The following is a 19,392-nucleotide window of genomic DNA, read 5'->3' on the forward strand; positions in this document are numbered from 1 at the left end:
ATCTAGCTGGTTCTTTGCACCTAGCTTTGGAGTAGCCGCAATTTTCCGTTTCCTCCTATTCCTCCAAGGTTTCCACAACTGGACACTCAACCCCTTCCACATGATGGGTGTAGCGGGAATCTTAGGTGGAGCCTTACTTTGTGCCATTCACGGTGCCACAGTAGAAAACACCCTATTTGAAGACGGTGAAGGTTCAAATACTTTCCGCGCCTTCAACCCCACCCAAGCTGAAGAAACCTACTCCATGGTGACAGCAAACCGTTTCTGGTCACAGATTTTCGGTGTTGCTTTCTCCAACAAACGTTGGTTACACTTCTTCATGTTGTTTGTCCCTGTAACAGGCCTGTGGATGAGTTCTATCGGTATCGTTGGTTTAGCATTAAACCTGCGAGCTTATGACTTCGTTTCCCAAGAATTACGGGCAGCAGAAGACCCAGAGTTTGAAACTTTCTATACCAAAAACATTTTACTGAACGAGGGTATCCGCGCTTGGATGGCTCCTCAAGATCAACCCCACGAACAGTTCGTATTCCCAGAGGAGGTACTTCCACGTGGTAACGCTCTCTAATAGAGTTATTAGTGGTGGACGCGACCAAGAATCAAGCGGCTTCGCTTGGTGGTCCGGCAACGCCCGTTTAATCAATTTGTCTGGTAAACTACTTGGCGCTCACGTTGCCCATGCTGGTTTAATCGTCTTCTGGGCTGGAGCAATGACTTTGTTTGAAGTCTCTCACTTCATCCCAGAAAAGCCTATGTACGAACAAGGCTTGATTCTGCTTCCCCACCTCGCCACACTGGGTTGGGGCGTTGGTGCAGGTGGTGAAGTTTTTGATACATTCCCATACTTCGTTGTCGGTGTACTTCACCTGATTTCCTCCGCAGTTCTAGGCTTTGGCGGTATTTATCATGCCGTTCGTGGTCCTGAAACCTTAGAAGAATATTCTGCCTTCTTTGGTTATGACTGGAAAGACAAGAACAAAATGACCAACATCATCGGCTTCCACCTAATCATCCTGGGATGTGGTGCGCTGTTGTTGGTGCTGAAGGCTATGTTCTTCGGTGGAGTTTATGATACATGGGCACCAGGTGGTGGTGATGTGCGTGTGATTACTAATCCCACACTCAACCCCGCAATCATCTTCGGCTATCTAATCAAAGCTCCCTTCGGTGGTGAAGGCTGGATTATTAGTGTTGATAACATGGAAGATGTTATCGGCGGTCACATCTGGATTGCTTTCATTTGTATTGCCGGTGGTATTTGGCACATTTTCACCAAGCCTTTTGCTTGGTCACGTCGTGCCTCCATTTGGTCTGGTGAAGCTTATCTATCCTATAGCTTAGGTGCGCTCTCCTTAATGGGGTTCATCGCTTGCGTTATGGTGTGGTTTAACAACACCGTTTACCCCAGTGAATTTTACGGTCCTACTGGTCCTGAAGCTTCTCAAGCTCAAGCTTTAACCTTCTTGATTCGTGACCAACGCTTGGGTGCTAACGTCGGTTCTGCACAAGGTCCTACCGGTCTAGGTAAATACTTGATGCGTTCTCCTTCCGGTGAAATCATCTTCGGTGGTGAAACCATGCGCTTCTGGGATTTTCGTGGTCCTTGGTTAGAGCCTCTTCGTGGACCTAACGGTCTTGATTTGGAAAAAATCAAGAATGATATTCAGCCTTGGCAAGCTCGTCGCGCTGCTGAATACATGACTCACGCGCCTTTGGGTTCTTTGAACTCTGTGGGTGGTGTGGCTACAGAAATTAACTCCTTTAACTATGTGTCTCCTCGCGCTTGGTTGGCGACTTCACACTTCGTTTTAGGATTCTTCTTCCTCATTGGTCACTTATGGCACGCAGGCCGCGCCCGTGCTGCTGCCGGTGGTTTTGAGAAGGGTATTAACCGGGAAACAGAACCAGTAATGTTTATGCCTGACCTCGACTAGGGTTTTCTAGGCTTAATTTCATTACTGACAATATCATGCTTTTGATAGCCCTTGCCTCACCGCAAGGGCTTTTTTTGTAGTTTTCTGTGTAAGTTAACACATTTAATTTTGTTAAGTAAGAGTAAAAATTTAAAATAAATTTTGCACAGGTACTTACAATAATTAAACATTGCTGCTAATATACAATGTAACAAGTAAATTTTACTAAGAGTCAAGTAATGAATAAGCTAAAGTTCAGGACGTCTGTATTGACAGTTACTGCTGGTTTGGTAATGGGGGCATCAATTAATCAAGTAGTTATTGCTGAGGAAGTTATTGCAGAATCAATTACTCAGCCAGCAGTTACAAATGAAGTTATTGCCACGTCAATTACCCCTGAAAAAAGTGAGACTCCTCCTCAACCAGGAACTTTCAGTCAAAGTGCCGGTGATTTACTGGCAAAAAGACCACTGGATTTAGATCAGTTCTGTAAAAATTATCCTTTAAATTCCCGCTGTACTAATCAGCCTGTCACCACACCAGTAACAAAGCCAGAGGAAGTTAAATCTGAACCTACGGGGGAAAAGAGTGAAACTTCTGCAAAAACTAGCGGTTGGGCAATCACACCAGAAATTAGTACATTAGGTGTGGGTGCAACAGTCACAAAATCCATAACACCTAATGTCAATGCTAAATTAGGCATTAATGGCTTAGGCATAAGTAGAGATGTTACTGTGTCTGATGTTGACTATAAAGCTAACCTCAACCTATTTAATGTGTCTACCTTAATTGACTACCATCCTTGGCAAAAGGGTGGTTTTCGTCTGACTGGAGGGTTGGTGTTTCAAGATAATAATTTAGAAGGAACCGGGAAACCCAAGAATGGTGTGACCATTAGGATCAATGACAAAGACTATAACAGCACAACTGTGCTTACATCGTTGAACGCTAAAGTTTCCTTTGAAAATAGTGTCGCACCATATATTGGACTGGGTTGGAGTAATGCCGTGAAACCCGGTAAACATTGGGGATTTTCAGCAAATTTAGGTGCAATGTTTTCTGGCTCTCCAAAAGTATTATTAACACCTGGATTTGGTCCAGATGCAACACCTGCTTTACAACAAGAAATTAATACTAACATCGAAGCAGAAAGGAAAAAACAAGAAAGCGATCTTGATTGGTTGAGTATTTATCCTGTTTTTTCCATTGGTGTTTCTTATCAATTTTAGATAAAGATTTAGGGTGTGTCAGTTGTTTAAAATCTGTTTACTATTACAGACTTATCAGATTTGATGCACCCTAAAAAAATCTGAATTGTCACTTGCTATAATTAAATTAACTTGGATTTTATGCTGAGATATACAAATGATAATAACCAAACATCGCGCTGATAGAGTTATGCTTTATAACATCAGTTGGCAACAATTTGAGAATCTGCTACAAGATTTGGGAGAAAATCGGGCTGCTAGGGTGGCTTATGATGATGGAAATTTAGAAATTATGACACCTTTACCAGAACATGAACAATATAAAGAAGTAATTAGTGATGCAGTTAAAGATATCGCTGAAGAGTTGGATTTAGACTATGAAAGTTTAGGTTCAACAACCTGGAAGCGAGAACGCAAAATGGCAGGAATTGAAGCTGATAATTGTTTTTATTTTCAAAATGAACCCTTAGTTAGAGGTAGATTAGATTTAGATTTGCAAAAAGATCCACCTCCGGATTTAGCTTTAGAAATTGATGTTAGCAATAAGTCTTTAAATCGGTTTCCTATTTATGCTCGTTTGGGAGTTCCTGAGATTTGGTGTTATGATTCTGGTGAATTGAAAATTTATCTTTTGCAATCTGGGGAATATGTGGAATCTGAGAAAAGTCTAGTATTTCCTAGTTTAGAAATTCGGGATTTACCACAAATAATTGTACAAAATCGGACAAATGGTAGACGGGCGATTAGAAAAGCAGTGAGAGAATGGGTAAGAAGTAAAAGCTGAAAGAATAAAAACTTATGATTCCACATTCATCGCTGCTAAAAATGCCTTTTGACTTACATCTTTATACACTGCTTGTAAATATTTCATTACTAATTCACCAGCAGGTAAATTAGTTGTATTTTCCTCATCTTTTGCTAAAGGAATTGTTCCTAATACATCTAATATTGTTGCAGTCACAGCAGGTGAAATTACCACTAGAGAAGATTCTAATGGTTCATTATATCGCCAAAAATCATCTATTTTAACGGGATATTGATGTTCAGAAACCTCTGGTTGAATTTCTGATGTTTCTTGAATTATGTTTACATTTTTACTGCTGCGTAATTGACGTAAATCGCTAATAATTTGCTCTTTTGTGCGTCCACGTAGTTGAAATAATACAAAAGGATCTTCACTAAAGCGATCGCCTAATTGATAATATACAGCACCGATATGTTTGCAAGGAACAGCTTTATCAGGACAAGAACATTTACTGTGAACATCAGTCAGAGTAAAGGGAAATAATGATAAACCATTACTAATAAAAACTTCTTCGATATTTTGCGGCATTTCTCCCGCTAATAACTTAGCCGCAAAAATCGCTTTTCGAGACATTGTTTCTACAACATAACCCCATTCTTCCTCACTAAAAGCATCAAGAGATAAAGAAACTTTATAAGGTTCTACTTCACTACCTTGTACTCTAGCTAATACTTTCCCAGCCTTAAATTTAATACTCAGAACATTTCCTTGTCGAGAATAATTTCTTGCCCGTTCTAATCGCTTTTTAAATCGGTAAGCATCCAGTAAATCTAGCCACCTTTGTGACCACCATTCCCGACTTGCTTGTAAGGTTTCATTACTCATATATCAAAGATTATCTAACCAATTTTGCAAATCTTCCACAGTATCTAAATCAAATATTGCTTCTCCCAAAGTTTCAATGATTTCTATATTCAAACTTCTAATTTCAGTTTCTAATTCTAGATTAATTCGTCCAAACTTTCTATTAATTAAACGGAGAATTAAATTTTTTTCTCGTTCAATTCCTCGTTCAATTCCTCGTTCAATTCCTTCTTCCATCCAACTGGTGACAATTTGCATAACTTCCTCCTTTTCTTCTTTGATTAATGTGCCTATTTCTGTTTGAAATCTATCTTTTTCTAGTTTATTTAATCTCAGATATGTGTCAATAAAACCTGATATCAATTGCATTTTGGCTGGATTTAATTTTAAGGTGACTAATAACCTTAAACATTCTGCTTTGACTTTTGGCCTATCTTCTGGTGCTATGCTCATTTTTGACATCAAAGCCGATGCAACTGGATTTTGACGGGTTAAAAAGTCTCGCCAGTTGAGTTGATTGAGTTGCACTACTTGATAATTAAATTTTAGCACTTGAAAATCAGGAAAGTTGATTTGATAGTTATTTACGGCTACGGTTTTGGGGGAGTCATAGGAAAATATAACTATGGGATAGATTGGTAAGTCCAATTTTTCATCTAATCTGGCAAAATAACGAAACATTCTTTGATTGAATTTCGCTCTTGCACCTGATTCTGCTTCAACATGAATCACAAAATAAGAAGGTTGACCTAAAAATTTAACTTTGGCTATCAAGTCGGTTTCATATTTGTCTCCTGCGGTAACATCAGTAAATATTTCCTTGTCTAAGAATGTAATTGATTCAGTGTCTATATATTCAAGAACTTGAGGAAAGAATAATTCTATAAATTCTATGAAAAAGGTTGATATTAGTTCTTTGAATAAGCGGTCATGGTCTATATTTTCTGTCATATATTTTTAACCTTCATCTTCTTCAATCACAGCATTCCTGTCTAATATTAATAAATTACGAAGTTGGTCTGTATCCATTTCCGTTAACCAATCTTCTCCTGCACCTACAACTTGTTCGGCTAGTTGTTTCTTACTTTCAATCATATCATTTATTTTTTCTTCTAATGTTCCAGTACACACAAATTTATGAACTTGAACATTGCGAGTTTGACCAATTCTAAATACTCTGTCTGTGGCTTGATTTTCGACTGCGGGATTCCACCATCTATCAAAGTGAAAAACATGATTTGCCCTGGTTAAATTCAAGCCGACACCACCAGCTTTTAACGATAAAATCATAATTGGTGGTCCTTGGGGGTCATGTTGAAATCTATCAATCATTTCCTCCCTTTGCTTTTTACTGGTGCTACCATATAAAAAGAAAATTTCCCGTCCTAATTGTTTTTCTAAATGCGGTTGGAGTAATTTACCCCATTCAGCAAATTGTGTGAAAATTAAAGCCCTGTCTCCTTCTGCTATTACCTCATCTAACATTTCTTCGAGTCTTTGTAATTTAGCCGAATGATGTTTTTCTAAAGTTGCTAATTTTAAATATTGGGAAGGATGATTACAGATTTGCTTTAACTTAACTAATAACCCTAAAATCATCCCCCGACGTTGTAAACCATCTGCCGATTCAATTTCTACTAAAGATTCATCTACTAATTGTTGATATAATGTAGCTTGTTCGGCAGTTAATCCACAAAAAACTGTCATTTCTTGTTTGTCTGGCAAGTCTTGAATAATGTCTTTATCACTTTTTAATCGTCGTAAAATGAAAGGTTGCACTAAAGAACGTAATTGATTTAAAGAAGCAGTATCACCATACTTTTCAATGGGCATTGCAAACCGTCTTTGGAAAAATTGTTTATTCCCTAAATAACCAGGATTTAGGAAATCTAAAATAGACCATAATTCTTGTAATCTATTTTCTACAGGTGTACCTGTTAAAGCAATCCGAAATGTGGTTTCTAATTGCCGGACTGCTTGGGATTGTTTCGCTTCTGAATTTTTGATATTTTGGGCTTCGTCTAAAACTATTATTTGCCATTCAATTGCTTTTAATAATTTAATATCGCGGTGAATGAGTGAATAGCTAGTAATTACTAAATCATGTTTATTAACGGCTTCTGTAAATGCTTTACCTTTGGGACGTTTATCACCGTGATATTCTAGAACTTTGAGAGTGGGAGCAAATTTCTTTACTTCTTTTTGCCAATTGCCCATAACCGAAGTTGGACAAACTAATAAAGTTGGTTTTTCTAGTAAATTTTCTTCTTTGAGATGAAGTAGAAAAACTATAAACTGCACGGACTTACCTAATCCCATATCGTCCGCTAAACAAGCGCCCAAACCCCATCTTTCTAAAAATGCTAACCAAGCTACACCACCTTCTTGATAAGGTCTTAATTGTCCGGTAAAATTGCCAGGAGTTGTTAAAGGTTGAATTTCCTGATTATTAGTTAATGCCCCAATTAATGCCTCTAACGCACCAGAAGCTTCAAAACTCACAACAGGCAATTTTTCAATGACTTGGGTATCTCCTTGACTTATGCGTAAAGCATCTTCTAAGGAAAGAGACATTTGTTCTTTGCGAGAAGCAAAAAAGGTTTGGGCCGTTTTAATATCTTGGGGACGCAGTTCTACCCATTCACCATTAATTTCGACTAAAGGACTATTTAATTTTACGAGTTTATCAAACTGAGATTTAGAAATTGTTTGTCCACCAATTGCTAAATGCCATTGAAAATTTAATAAACTTTGTAAACCCAAACGTCCTGACTTTTGTTGAGGAGTTTCAGCACTAATTTTTAACCCTAAGCGGTTTGCCCAGCCTTCTCGATTGGCTAAACTAGGAGGTAAAATTACTCCTAAACCACTATCTTCAAATCTCCAAGTTACAGTTTTGATAAATTCATAAGCTTCTGTAGGGGTAAGGTGACAAAATTCGGGAGATGTGGTTTCTAAACTGGGGGTAATTATGGGATATAATCGAGAAGCTAAACCTAAACCTCGCAAGAATGTTTCTTGAGGTTGTTCAATGGTGCGATTTTGATAAACAAATGTATCTACGGGTTGCTGCCAAATTGTCACTGCGGCGATTAAAAAATCTGGGTTATCGGCTGCTTGAAGAAAATATTTTAAAGTCCAATTTGCTTCTTCGTTTTCTGGAGGTAGCAACTGAAAACAAGTTCTAAATAAAGCTTTGCCTGTAAGTTGATATTGTAAGGGTAACGTCCAAGCTTTTAAAGTAGTTTCTAAACGTTCTCCTCCTGCTTGATTAATTGTATTATTTGCATTAATTAATCCTTGTAACCATTGCTGTAATGTTACAGGTAAAGACATCATCATTCTAGGTTCAAGGGGAGATTGAGAACCAACCATTAACCGCAATTGATGGTCTGTAATATTATTGAGGAATGATAATATTAATTCTTGGGGTGTTAATGGTAAATCAATTGCGATATTATCGGTAGTTGGTTGATATGTGCGACAAGATAAGGGCATTTGTGAGGCGAATTTTTCTAACCTTGTAATATCTATGGCACTATCTAAAAGTACCTGCCATTTGGCCATTAAATTGCTATCTTGTTTTTCAACAGTTGGTAAAAACTTACAACGAGAAATTAAGTCTAAATGCCATCTGTAAATATGTACCCAAAAATGAATATCTGCTCCTAATAAAGCCGCTTTACTATCATTTGCACTCAAAGGCAAAGATGTGAGAAATTTAATTGCTAATGCTGGAGTTAAACAAAAACCATCAATTTTCCAAGGCTGTAAATATTGTAAAAAGGGAGAATCTATATCCACACTAACAGAATGAACTGGTAAAATTGTTGTAAGTTCTGATTTTTTATTTTTTATAAAATAAGTTGGTAAAGAGACGATTTGCGAATGAGTAGGTAATTTTGTTTCTGTCGGTGGTTTATTTTTAATTCTTTGTTTAGTAGTAGGAGAAGGCTGAATTAAATTAGGAATTGATAAATTAGATACTTCTAACCATTCATTTAATTCCACTGATGTCATAGCCAATGGATAGGAAGGAATTTCAGAAGATACTTCAGTATGCACCTGTGAAGAACGCCAAGTTTCTCCCCAAATAAAGAAATAACTACTTTGATTATTTATTACCCAAATTCCATGTAAAATTGCCATGTTTGAATATACTAATTATTGTTTCAATTGTTATGTCATGTAAACCCTTAAATCCCGGATATCTTGACTATGACAGAAAATAACGACCCCATTTCTGGAGTCGTGACTTATTATTCCATTGACTAATTTCTACCTAGCCATTTCTGTCCATTCAAGCGATACACTAACCGAGATACCAATAAATCTAGGGTAATTTTACGCTCATCAATTAAAAATGATTCCAAGGTACTTGGTTTTTTACCTTCATTACAGGAAAATCCCTTTTTACCTTGAATATTGGCTTCAGGGAAATATACGTTAAACTGGCGCTGTCCCCCTTGCCAAGAACCGATAACTTGCCAACATTCTTCTGCTGAATTAAAACCAATAATAGAATACTTCTGCTTGGCAAAAGTCAGCTTCACATCTGGTACACCTTCTTTAGTAATTGCCTCTTGTAACGCTGGTAGGTAATGTTGCTGCATAAACTCTTCAAAAGGCTTATCTTCCAACGCCGGGGGCTTTTCCTTTTTGGCGGCTTTTGCGTCTGCGGCGGGCTTTTCTGGGGCGGTTGTAGCAGGATTAGAACCCACATCACCCGCTTGATTTTGATTAGTTTCTTCTGCCATTGCTCATTTTGGGGTAGTCAGTTATTTCCATTTTGACATACCAGAGCATAGCCACAACTATTTATATATAACGATTATTTGATACTTTCTATCTATTTTAGATTGGTAATGGTTAATGCTATGGTAATTGACGATCGCTTACAAATAGCATTTTCCTTAAAAGAACCATAAGATTGGGTAATGGGTAATTTGGGACTTTCAAAACCCCATACCCTAAACCCCAATAAATATTTCAACCACCTGCAACAGCGGGAACAATACTCACTTCATCTTTATCCTCAAGTGGTGTTTCCGTATTTTGTAAAAATCGAATATCTTCACTGTTAACATAGAAATTTAAGAACCGTAAAGGCTCTCCGTCTGGCTTCCGTAAACGCCCCTTAATAGCAGGATAGTTTGCTTCTAAGTAATCAAACAATTCAGAAATATTACTACCACTACATTCTAAGACAGCTTGATCTTCTGTATACTTTTGTAGAACAGTGGGAACTAAAACTTTGACAGCCATTGTTTAAACGTTAATTTTTAGTGAGTGGGTTGGTAGGGATTGCGTTAAATTGGCGGTTAGAAACCGCGTCTACATAGGCAAAACCCACCTGCGTGGGTTTCAAACTCTTCATTTTTTTAGTCCGCGTAGGCGGACTTTGTTTGTGTAGCTGCGGTTTCTAACCGCCATAACTTCTAAACTAGAACCTGTTGCCATTCTAAACGATCAAGGGTGCGGGATCTTTCTAAAGCCCGTTCAAAACTATCTAGTTTGGCATCAATTGTCAAAGGTTCGCCAATATAGCCTTGAATTGCTTCCTGGGTTTTCAAACCATTACCAGTGATATAAACAACTGTAGTTTCATCTGGATCAATTTTACCAGCTTCAACTAATTTTTTGAGAACAGCAACGGTTGTACCACCTGCGGTTTCGGTAAAAATGCCTTCGGTTTCTGCTAAGAGTTTAATACCTTCGATAATTTCGGCATCATTAACTGATTCAATATTACCATTGGTTTTTTGAGCGATTTCTACAGCATATACACCGTCTGCAGGGTTGCCGATCGCAATTGATTTAGCAATTGTGTTAGGTTTAACTGGTTGAATGAAGTCTCTACCTTCTTTAAAGGCTGTGGCAATGGGGGAACAACCTTCTGCTTGAGCACCACTGAAACGGACATCTTTAGCTTCTACTAAACCAACTTCTACAAATTCTTGGAAACCTTTATAGATTTTGGTGAACAGAGAACCAGAAGCCAAAGGTGCAACAATATGATCTGGTAATTCCCAACCTAGTTGTTCTGCAACTTCAAAACCTAATGTCTTAGAACCTTCGGAATAGTAGGGACGCAAGTTAATATTGACAAAGCCCCAACCGTGTGTATTGGCGACCTCCGAACAAAGACGATTAACTTGATCATAGTTGCCTTTCACAGCCATCAGAGTTGGACTATAAATCAAACTGCCGATAACTTTACCAGCCTCTAAGTCAGAAGGAATAAATACACAGCAATCTAAACCGGCATGAGCAGCGATCGCCGCGGTAGAATTTGCTAAATTACCTGTACTAGCACAAGAAACAGTCGTAAAACCTAATTCTCTGGCTCTACTTAGTGCCACTGACACCACCCGATCCTTAAAGCTCAGGGTGGGCATATTCACGGCATCATTTTTAATATAAAGTTTATTTAAACCCAGGCGACGAGCCAGACGGTGGGAACGCACCAATGGAGTCATCCCTGTGCCTACATCTATAAAATTATCTGTAGCAACGGGCAAAAAGTGACGGTAGCGCCAAATCGAATTAGGACCGGCTTCAATAGTTTCTCGACTAACTAAGCTCTTGAGAACATTGTAATCATATTTGACTTCCAACGGTCCAAAACACAACTCACATACATGAGTAGCTTTGAGTTCGTATTCCGCTCCACACTCTTTACACTTCAAAGCCTTGAGAATAGAAGTGTTCGCTTGGTTGAGGTTTGTAATCGCCTGAGTCATAATCTTGCTTTCCCTGGGTATCCGTCAACTTTGGAATGATACTAACACGAGGCAAAATCCACGTCAAACATACCCGACTATTTTTGTCGGGTTTAATAAAAACAAGGACTCAGGCAATTTTGCATATTTATAGCCATAGACAAGGCGGTTAGGACATCAACTAATCCATAAAGAGGCTTCTCGCACTGTCACCTGTTCCCTGTTCCCTGTCACCTGCTATTGTGGATAATTCCCAACATACCTGCCAAATGTAGGAGGGATGAAAGTCTTTTTGTGAATTAACTCCAACCATCCTCCTGTTTGAATTATCCTTATACTTGAAACCAAAATCTAAAATTTGCAATGCTAAGAGCCGGAATTGTCGGACTTCCCAACGTCGGAAAATCAACCCTATTTAACGCTGTAGTCGCTAACGCTAAAGCTGAAGCCGCTAACTTCCCATTTTGCACCATTGAACCGAATGTTGGTATGGTCTCAGTCCCCGATGACCGGTTAGACGTTCTCGCCAAAATTGCCACCTCAGTGCAAACTATACCTGCCCGTGTTGAATTTGTTGACATTGCCGGTTTAGTTAAAGGTGCAAGTCAAGGAGAAGGACTGGGTAATCAATTTTTATCCCACATTCGGGAAGTTGATGCGATCGTTCATGTTGTGCGTTGTTTTGAAAATGATGATATCATTCACGTAGCTGGTTCTGTTGACCCAGCACGAGATATTGAAATCATTAATTTAGAACTTGGTTTATCGGACTTATTCCAAATTGAAAAACGGATTGAAAGAACTCGTAAACTTGCCCGTACCAGCAAGGATGCACAATCGGAGATAGAAATTCTGGAAAAATTAGCTGTCGCTTTAAATGAGGGTAAATCTGTTCGTCAAGTTGGTTTAAATGCCGAAGAATCGGAAATTATTAAAGGATTAGGATTACTTACCAATAAACCCATTATTTACGCTGCTAATGTTTCTGAAGAAGATTTAGCTACAGGTAATGATTTTGTCGAAAAAGTGCGAGCAGTTGCGGCGGTTGAAAATGCCCAAGTTGTCATAGTTTCTGCCCAAGTAGAAGCGGAATTAGTCGAATTAGCAGAAGCCGATAAAGCTGACTTTTTGGAATCTTTAGGTGTGAAAGAAGGTGGCTTAAAATCCTTAATTCGGGCAACTTACACCCTTTTAGGATTACGGACTTATTTCACCTGTGGACCGAAAGAAACCCGTGCTTGGACAATCAATGCCGGGATGTCTGCACCTCAAGCGGCAGGAGTCATTCACTCTGATTTTGAACGGGGATTTATTCGGGCAGAAACTGTAGCTTATCATGATTTAGTAACTCATGGTTCCATGAGTGCAGCCAAAGAAAAAGGCTTAGTCAGAAGTGAAGGAAAAGAATATATTGTCCAAGAAGGTGATGTACTATTATTCCGATTTAATGTATAAATCGCAATAAAGCCGTAGGGGCGCAGGGCTTGCGCCCTCATTTATATTTCAAATCAAGCACTTTCTCAAGTTCTGGATCATTCCTCCTGATTCCTGACTCCAACAAAATCAGGACGCGCTTGCTGATTGAATTTAAACTTTTCCTCTAACAATTCCCATTTTTCCTGCTCAATTATATGAATAAACTCAGACAAATTTTCGCGGTATTGATGAAGAGAATGTAATAATGCTTGGCGATTATATTGGGCCATCATGACTCCTAATTCGGGATTTCCTCCCCCAACCCTACTTGTATCTCGAAACCCTGAACTAGCAAAATTTTGGGCTAATGTAGCAATTTCTGGATCTTTCTCACTTAAACAAGCTGCAATCAAGGAGGCACTCACCATTACAGGTAAATGAGAAATCCAACTCACAGCCCGATCATGTTGTTCTGGTTGACAATGGTAGATAACCGAACCGAGCGATCGCACAATTTCTTCTACAATTATCACAGCATCACTGGGTGTTGTCTCCACTGGCGTTAATACATAAGGCCGATTGACAAACAAATTTCGCTGTGCTGCTTCTATTCCGACATCAGTTTTTCCCGCCATGGGATGACCACCAACAAAATTTTCCCATAAAGGAGAAATCGTTTCCACTATGGGTGTTTTAACTGAACCAACATCAGTGATAATAGTAGTCTTTGGTAAATGAGTTATTAATTCTTTCACTTGGGGGACTATCAGTCCTATAGGGGTACAAATAAATACAACCTCTGCTGATGCCAACAAGCTCAAGTCCACCGAGGCTTGATCAACACTACCAAGTTTAATTGCTTTCTCACAGGTTGATTCACGACGGCTGACACCTAAAATATAATGTCCTTGCGATCGTAAATCGAAACCTAAACAACCACCAATGAGTCCCAGTCCTGCAATACCAATTTTCATCGTCATTTTGAAAATTTAATTTTTACTTATTCTCTCGATACTTTACCAACTCCAACTCCTAAAGTTGGCAATACCAGGGTAGATTCATGAATTTAGAAGCAGAACTAATCGCCAAATATTCAGAAGGGGTTTTAGACTTTAGTGGTCTTAATCTGGCAGAATCAAATTTTAGTAGCATTAATCTTAGTGGCATTAACCTGAGTAAGTCTAACTTGAACGTAGCCAATTTGAGTGGAATTAATCTCAGTAAAGCTAATTTAACTAATGCTCAAATGAATGTAGCTCGATTGAGTGGTGCAAATCTTACAGATGCAATTCTTAACGGATGCAGTCTCAATGTTGCCAATTTAGTGCGGGCAGATTTGAGCCGCGCTCAACTTTGTGGAGCTTCCCTAGTTCGTGGTGAGTTAGTTCGTGCTGATTTAACTCGTGCTAATCTCTTAGATGCTAATCTGAGCGGTGCTGATTTACGAGAAGCCACACTCAGACAAGTTAATCTCCGTCATGCTAACCTGAGTGAAGCCAACCTCAGAGGATGTTTTCTCAGAGAAGCTAACTTGGAAATGGCTAATCTACAGGGTACAGAATTAGGCGCTTGTGACCTCACCGGAGCTAACCTACAAAACACCGAACTGAGACAAGCTAACCTATCCTTAGCCAACCTAACTGGTGCTGACTTGCGAGGAGCTAATCTGCGTTGGGTGGATTTACGAGGGGCTAATCTTAGTTTCGCGGATTTAAGCGAAGCCAAACTTAGCGGTGCTAATTTAACCGGAGCAGATTTGACCAATGCTAATTTGACCAATACGAGTTTTGTTCATGCCAATTTAACCCAAGCAAAATTAATTAAAGTCGAATGGAATGGTGCAGATTTATCTGGAGCAACATTAACCGGGGCTAAACTGCATGGCACACACCGATTCGGATTAAAAATAGAAGGGATTATTTGCCAATGGGTTGATCTTTCCAGCAATGGCGATCGCTCAATCATTCAGAATTTTACCCCAGAAAAAGCCAAAGAATTTTTTAATCTTACTCCCCCCAGCCTGCAAATTATCCAACAGCAGGATCTTAAGTCCATCAAAATAGTCAAACAACTAATCATCTTTTTATCGAAAGCGATGAGAAAAGCCAAGATAATTGAAGAAACCAACAAAAATTTAGAAGCAGCCCAAAAACTAAGTTTTTTCAAAGCACCTACCAGAACAGTATTAACAAATTCTCACTCTAAAAATCTGACAGTTTACGATCATCCTCAATTTGGGAAAAAATTTAGCAACAATGAAGAGATATCCGATAAGCCAGCATACACCATACCTGACTTTTCCGTAATTGCAGATTTTATCAAAGAATTTTACTGTATTGGTTAATTGTTAGTTGTTCGTTGTTAGTGGGTAGGATATAGAGGTAATTCAGAATTTTGAACTAATCTACTAAAACCACAGGAAAAAAATGCGTGATACTTTTAATCGAATGATAGGCAGAACTCGCTATGTTGTCTGTCGGTTGTTTTTGCATTTAGCGGGAGGTGACGTAGCACCAATCTTAGGCACTCTCAATCGCGCCGCCAGAGCGGCGATTGATTCTGAAGGTGAGATGGAGATTTTAGGGGAAGGATTGGTGGAAATCTGCGAAACTTTTCTTAGACTTGACGAATATTGGTTGGCTTCTGCCAATGAAGGTGATGTCTTTTGGGATGAAGGGGAAGCAGGAGATTATATCAATGAATTATTCACAGACTCAGCCGAAAGATATGGAGCTAATCTGGATTTAAATTCCTCAAATCAGCCCTTATCCATTCCTGTCACTCGTAACATCGTTGTCATGATTACAGTCGCTTATAGAGGGGAAGTTCCAGAGTTAGAAACCGATTTGTCCAACATCCAAGCTTTGAAAGATGCCTTTAAAGCCCTAATTAATCTACACTACAAACATAAACTCCGCGCTATCCAAGTACATTTTTCCCCAGCCCAATTAGGCGATGAACTTTCCAGCGACCAATTATTGGAATATTATCCAGAATTGATTCCCCTGTAAATGATTCGTTAGTCTGTAATAAGTACCCGAAAACAAACATGAACACAATGGTTATCAGTATACTACGTAAATTTACAGTTGTTTGTTTAGCCTTGACTTTGTGCTTAACAACTGTTGCTTGCGGAGGAGGAAACGACGCTAATTCTTCAAGTAAGAACATTAGCCAAACCGCTACTCCCACCAAGTTAAATGATGGTCAGTATGAAGTACAACAGGGTACATACAACGATGCCAATGGTGAGTATACCTTGTTTTTACTCAATAACAATCCCCCCAGCTTTGCCACAGAAAAGCTGCAAATGGCACGATTGACTGATGATGAAATCAAAGCAGGTAAGAAAACTTACTTAAAAGTAGAAAATGGTCAGCCAGTTCTATACATGACTGAAGACTTCAAACTTGAGTACGTCCATAATGTCACTGAAACCAGAAACAATCCCCAAACCGGACAACCGGAAACTGTAATTGTCCGTCAGCAAAGTAGTTTTTGGGCCCCTTTTGCCGGAGCTTTAGTTGGTAATGTTGCGGGTCAAGCTATTGGTAGTATGTTATTTAGACCTCAATATTATGTTCCCCCCGTGTATCAGCCCGGTGGAATCATGAATGGTTATGGTGGCTATGGTTCTAACTATGACTCGGCTGTTTCTAGTTACCGTTCTCGCTACAATGAACCACCCGCAGCGGTGAGAAATCGCACGGCTTTCCGCACCACAGGAAACATCAGAAATTCCTCTTCAGGAAGCGCGAACCGCAGTACCACAACTGGACGAGCTTCTGGTTCTGGTTTTGGTGGTAGTACCCTTCGTCCTTCTGGTAACTCTAGCTCTACCCGACGCAATTCTGGTAGTAGTTTTGGTAGTGGTGGACGTTCTTCCAGTCGTCGTTCTTCCGGTTTCGGTAGCAGAAGAAGATAGGCAATTTATTCATTAACTCTTGATTCTTAGGTTGGGTTTCATGCTTCAACCCAACCTACAATGAATGCTAAAACTTCAAGTCTTTCGCATTGACACTAATGGACTGAGGATCTTCATTTGTCACTGATTGTGCTACTTTGCCACTAGAAAGCACAGCAACAGCACGGGCATATTGGGGATCGCTATTTGTACCGATTAAATTCGGATTAGAAGCTAATTGGCGCTCTTGGGTTTGGGTCAGGTCTAGCTTGATATCGGGGGCAATCCCTTTATGATTGATATCTGTACCATTGGGTGTATAGTAATGGGCAATAGTCACAGCTAAACCTGAACCATCGCCTAGTTCATGGACTGACTGCACCAAAGCCTTACCAAAGGTTTGACTACCAACAACTACAGCCCGTTTATTATCTTTGAGGGCACCGGTGAGGATTTCACTAGCACTAGCGGAATTACCATCCACTAAAACGGCTAAAGGTAGTTTGGTAATAGCTGTCTGATTGGCTTTTGTTTGAGAGCTTGATCCTTTGCGGTCTACAGTTTTGACGATATGACCGTCATCTAGCCACATTCTGGCAATTTCTATACTCGCATTTAACAAACCACCAGGATTACCTCGCAAGTCTAAAACGTAGGAATCAACTTTTTGGGCTTTTAAAGTGCGAATAGCTACCTGCATTTGATCCGCTGCATGGGAACTAAATTCCTGTAACCGAATATACCCTACTCGGCGACCAGATTCTTGTTTGAGGGTATACCGGACTGTGGGAACTTCTATAGTTGCCCTTGTCAATTTAATATTAAATTTGTTATTCGGTCTTTCTATATCTAAGCTGACAGAAGTACCTATTTGACCACGAATCAATTTTGAGGCATCTTCCACTGTCATTTTTAGGGTAGATTTGCCATTTATTGCCAAAATTTCATCGCCTGATTTCAGTCCAGCTTTGAGGGCTGGAGAGTTTTCTATTGCTTCTATAACTGTGAGGCGTTTGGTTTTTTCGTTGATTTGCATCCGAATCCCAATCCCGGACACTTCCCCAGATGTTTGGTTTGTCAGGGATTCATATTGTTTGGGGTCCATAAACCGGGTGTAGGGATCACCTAGCTTTTGTAAAGCCTCGCGGATTGCTACATAAGCCTCGTCTTTAGAAGTATAGTCTTTACTTAATAGACTTTGCCGGACTGCTTGCCAATCTTGTTGGTTAAATTTTCCATCAACATATTCACGATTCACCAACTGCCAAACTTGGTCAACTAATGCTTTCGGACTATCTTGTAAAGCAGCATGAACGCAGCGTGTCCAAGCTTGACCAAATACAGATATAGTAGCAGTTGTGGCGATCGCTCCACCAATCAGGGCAGCTTGGAGCGGTGAGTAACGTTTCGCAGATTGGTTCATGTATATTAGCTGAAATAGTTGTGTTTTTGACAGTTTATCAATCAGAATTTTCTGATGCTCGCTAGTTTTTTATCCTAATAACTTTGATACTTCATCTACCTTTTGGCTTTTTGTTAATGGTGAGTTAGATATTTTATTTGTCGGTTAACAAATACGGTTAGGGTTGATCAGTTTTTTTTACATAGTGACCTAGGTGTTACACCCTTAGGTAATTGTCATTTGTAAATGCCCAATTATTTCCTTTACCATAGCACTTTCTTGGCTGAGTAGCTGTGATTTGCATCATATAGATAGTTAAAGTTTTATTAATTATTCATGCTTGATGAATATACTATCAACTTAATTCAATTCATTTCCAGGGCAATTTAAAAAATTGTAGCAATTGTTACAAAAATTATTCTGAGAGTTAAATCTGCTCCTGATTTTTTGGCTGGGTTTACCAATATAATGCTAGTACCCCAAGGCGGAAGTCAAAAGTCAAAAGTCAAAAATAATATGGCGTTAGGACTTGCGCGCTGTACAAATTCACGATGATGTGCATGAACATTTCAGCATAGTATATTTTAGGTAAAGTTTGTTGATTTTAACCTAACTTGTGATTTATATACTTTCTATCATAGGCGATCGCCCTCAATCCAGCTTCACAAAATATTTTTTTTACAAAAAGCGGGTTTTGGTGTCTGAATTCAGTATAGCACACATTTTTCATTTTGTCAGGATCACGGATTTAGACGGATGGCACTGATTTCACGGATTTTAGTAACTTTTATCATGGCAAACAACCTAATCCGCGCCATCTTTTAATCCGTATAATCCGTGGTTCTGACTTTTGAGCGATGAAACTTTAAAATGAGAATTGCTGGATTTAAGGTAAATTGTGTAGGTTCAATCAAAAATGAATAATCAAGTCCCGAAAATCATAATCAACATCTTGAGAATCCTGTACTTCGACTTTGCTCAGTAACCAGATATCCTGATTCTGACAATCCATCAAAACCAAGTTAAAATAAAAGAAATAGCAAAATCCTCACCAGTATATGGTTACATCAACACAATCAACAACCCAAACCTTATACGATCAAGATTATTACCTGTGGATCAGAACAACCATTAACCAACTGCGTACAGGAGAATTTTCTGCTGTTGATTTAGAGAATTTATTAGAAGAATTGGAAACTATGGGTAGAAGTGAAAAGC

16 protein-coding genes and 1 pseudogene are annotated in these 19,392 nt (G+C 39.0%); 9 read left to right on the forward strand and 8 right to left on the reverse strand.

Annotated features, from left to right (window positions below):
* The 4 genes and pseudogenes from PN471_RS03485 to PN471_RS03500 all read left to right on the forward strand — a co-directional run.
* Positions 1-568: pseudogene (locus PN471_RS03485) on the forward strand (photosystem II D2 protein (photosystem q(a) protein)); the annotation flags it as partial.
* Complete coding sequence (gene psbC / locus PN471_RS03490; RefSeq protein WP_193898819.1) at positions 552-1,934, forward strand: photosystem II reaction center protein CP43; 1,383 nt, start codon at positions 552-554, stop codon at positions 1,932-1,934. The pseudogene PN471_RS03485 and the gene psbC, both read left to right, overlap by 17 nt.
* Before the next feature lie 248 nt (positions 1,935-2,182).
* Positions 2,183-3,142 carry a hypothetical protein gene (locus tag PN471_RS03495; RefSeq protein WP_271775678.1) on the forward strand — a complete coding sequence of 320 codons (960 nt, stop codon included), beginning with the start codon at positions 2,183-2,185 and terminating at the stop codon, positions 3,140-3,142.
* Positions 3,143-3,278: 136 nt separating this feature from the next.
* Positions 3,279-3,905 (forward strand): Uma2 family endonuclease, encoded by a 627-nt coding sequence (locus PN471_RS03500; protein ID WP_271775679.1) that lies wholly within the window; start codon positions 3,279-3,281, stop codon positions 3,903-3,905.
* A 12-nt stretch (positions 3,906-3,917) separates the two neighbouring features.
* On the opposite strand, the gene PN471_RS03505 is transcribed toward PN471_RS03500, so the two are convergent.
* From PN471_RS03505 to thrC, 6 genes are all read right to left on the reverse strand, one after another.
* Positions 3,918-4,751 (reverse strand): SWIM zinc finger family protein, encoded by an 834-nt coding sequence (locus PN471_RS03505; protein WP_271775680.1) that lies wholly within the window; start codon positions 4,749-4,751, stop codon positions 3,918-3,920.
* A gap of 3 nt (positions 4,752-4,754) precedes the next feature.
* Positions 4,755-5,681 carry a DUF4351 domain-containing protein gene (locus PN471_RS03510; RefSeq protein WP_271775681.1) on the reverse strand — a complete coding sequence of 309 codons (927 nt, stop codon included), beginning with the start codon at positions 5,679-5,681 and terminating at the stop codon, positions 4,755-4,757.
* A gap of 6 nt (positions 5,682-5,687) precedes the next feature.
* Positions 5,688-8,879 carry a DEAD/DEAH box helicase gene (locus PN471_RS03515; RefSeq protein WP_271775682.1) on the reverse strand — a complete coding sequence of 1,064 codons (3,192 nt, stop codon included), beginning with the start codon at positions 8,877-8,879 and terminating at the stop codon, positions 5,688-5,690.
* Between the two features lie 122 nt (positions 8,880-9,001).
* Positions 9,002-9,487 carry a DUF2996 domain-containing protein gene (locus tag PN471_RS03520; protein ID WP_193898829.1) on the reverse strand — a complete coding sequence of 162 codons (486 nt, stop codon included), beginning with the start codon at positions 9,485-9,487 and terminating at the stop codon, positions 9,002-9,004.
* Positions 9,488-9,719: 232 nt separating this feature from the next.
* Positions 9,720-9,995, reverse strand: a complete 276-nt coding sequence (locus PN471_RS03525) for a MoaD/ThiS family protein (RefSeq protein ID WP_193898831.1) — start codon at positions 9,993-9,995, stop codon at positions 9,720-9,722.
* 173 nt (positions 9,996-10,168) lie between these two features.
* Positions 10,169-11,473 (reverse strand): threonine synthase, encoded by a 1,305-nt coding sequence (gene thrC, locus PN471_RS03530; protein ID WP_271775683.1) that lies wholly within the window; start codon positions 11,471-11,473, stop codon positions 10,169-10,171.
* A 342-nt stretch (positions 11,474-11,815) separates the two neighbouring features.
* On the opposite strand from thrC, the gene ychF reads away from it, so the two are divergent.
* Positions 11,816-12,907, forward strand: coding sequence for a redox-regulated ATPase YchF (ychF, locus tag PN471_RS03535; protein WP_193898835.1), 1,092 nt, complete (start codon positions 11,816-11,818; stop codon positions 12,905-12,907).
* 77 nt (positions 12,908-12,984) lie between these two features.
* On the opposite strand, the gene PN471_RS03540 is transcribed toward ychF, so the two are convergent.
* Entirely contained in the window at positions 12,985-13,842 is an 858-nt protein-coding gene (locus tag PN471_RS03540; protein ID WP_271775688.1) for a prephenate/arogenate dehydrogenase, read from the reverse strand.
* Between the two features lie 86 nt (positions 13,843-13,928).
* Here PN471_RS03540 and PN471_RS03545 point away from each other — a divergent pair, with 86 nt between their 5' ends.
* The 3 genes from PN471_RS03545 (at position 13,929) to PN471_RS03555 (ending at position 16,793) form a co-directional block, all read left to right on the forward strand.
* Positions 13,929-15,212: a pentapeptide repeat-containing protein gene (locus PN471_RS03545; protein WP_271775684.1), complete on the forward strand. Its 1,284-nt coding sequence runs from the start codon at positions 13,929-13,931 to the stop codon at positions 15,210-15,212.
* 82 nt (positions 15,213-15,294) lie between these two features.
* Complete coding sequence (locus tag PN471_RS03550; RefSeq protein ID WP_271775685.1) at positions 15,295-15,879, forward strand: DUF1517 domain-containing protein; 585 nt, start codon at positions 15,295-15,297, stop codon at positions 15,877-15,879.
* A gap of 47 nt (positions 15,880-15,926) precedes the next feature.
* Positions 15,927-16,793, forward strand: a complete 867-nt coding sequence (locus PN471_RS03555; protein WP_271775686.1) for a hypothetical protein — start codon at positions 15,927-15,929, stop codon at positions 16,791-16,793.
* A gap of 67 nt (positions 16,794-16,860) precedes the next feature.
* Here the strand turns inward: PN471_RS03555 and ctpB are convergent, their stop codons facing one another.
* On the reverse strand, positions 16,861-18,195 hold the full coding sequence (ctpB, locus tag PN471_RS03560) for a carboxyl-terminal processing protease CtpB (RefSeq protein WP_271775687.1): 1,335 nt from the start codon (positions 18,193-18,195) through the stop codon (positions 16,861-16,863).
* A gap of 1,037 nt (positions 18,196-19,232) precedes the next feature.
* On the opposite strand from ctpB, the gene PN471_RS03565 reads away from it, so the two are divergent.
* The coding region (locus tag PN471_RS03565; RefSeq protein WP_271775689.1) for a DUF29 family protein at positions 19,233-19,392 on the forward strand (160 nt) is incomplete at its 3' end.

This window comes from Aphanizomenon sp. CS-733/32 (assembly GCF_028330045.1).
Classification (GTDB): domain Bacteria; phylum Cyanobacteriota; class Cyanobacteriia; order Cyanobacteriales; family Nostocaceae; genus Dolichospermum; species Dolichospermum gracile.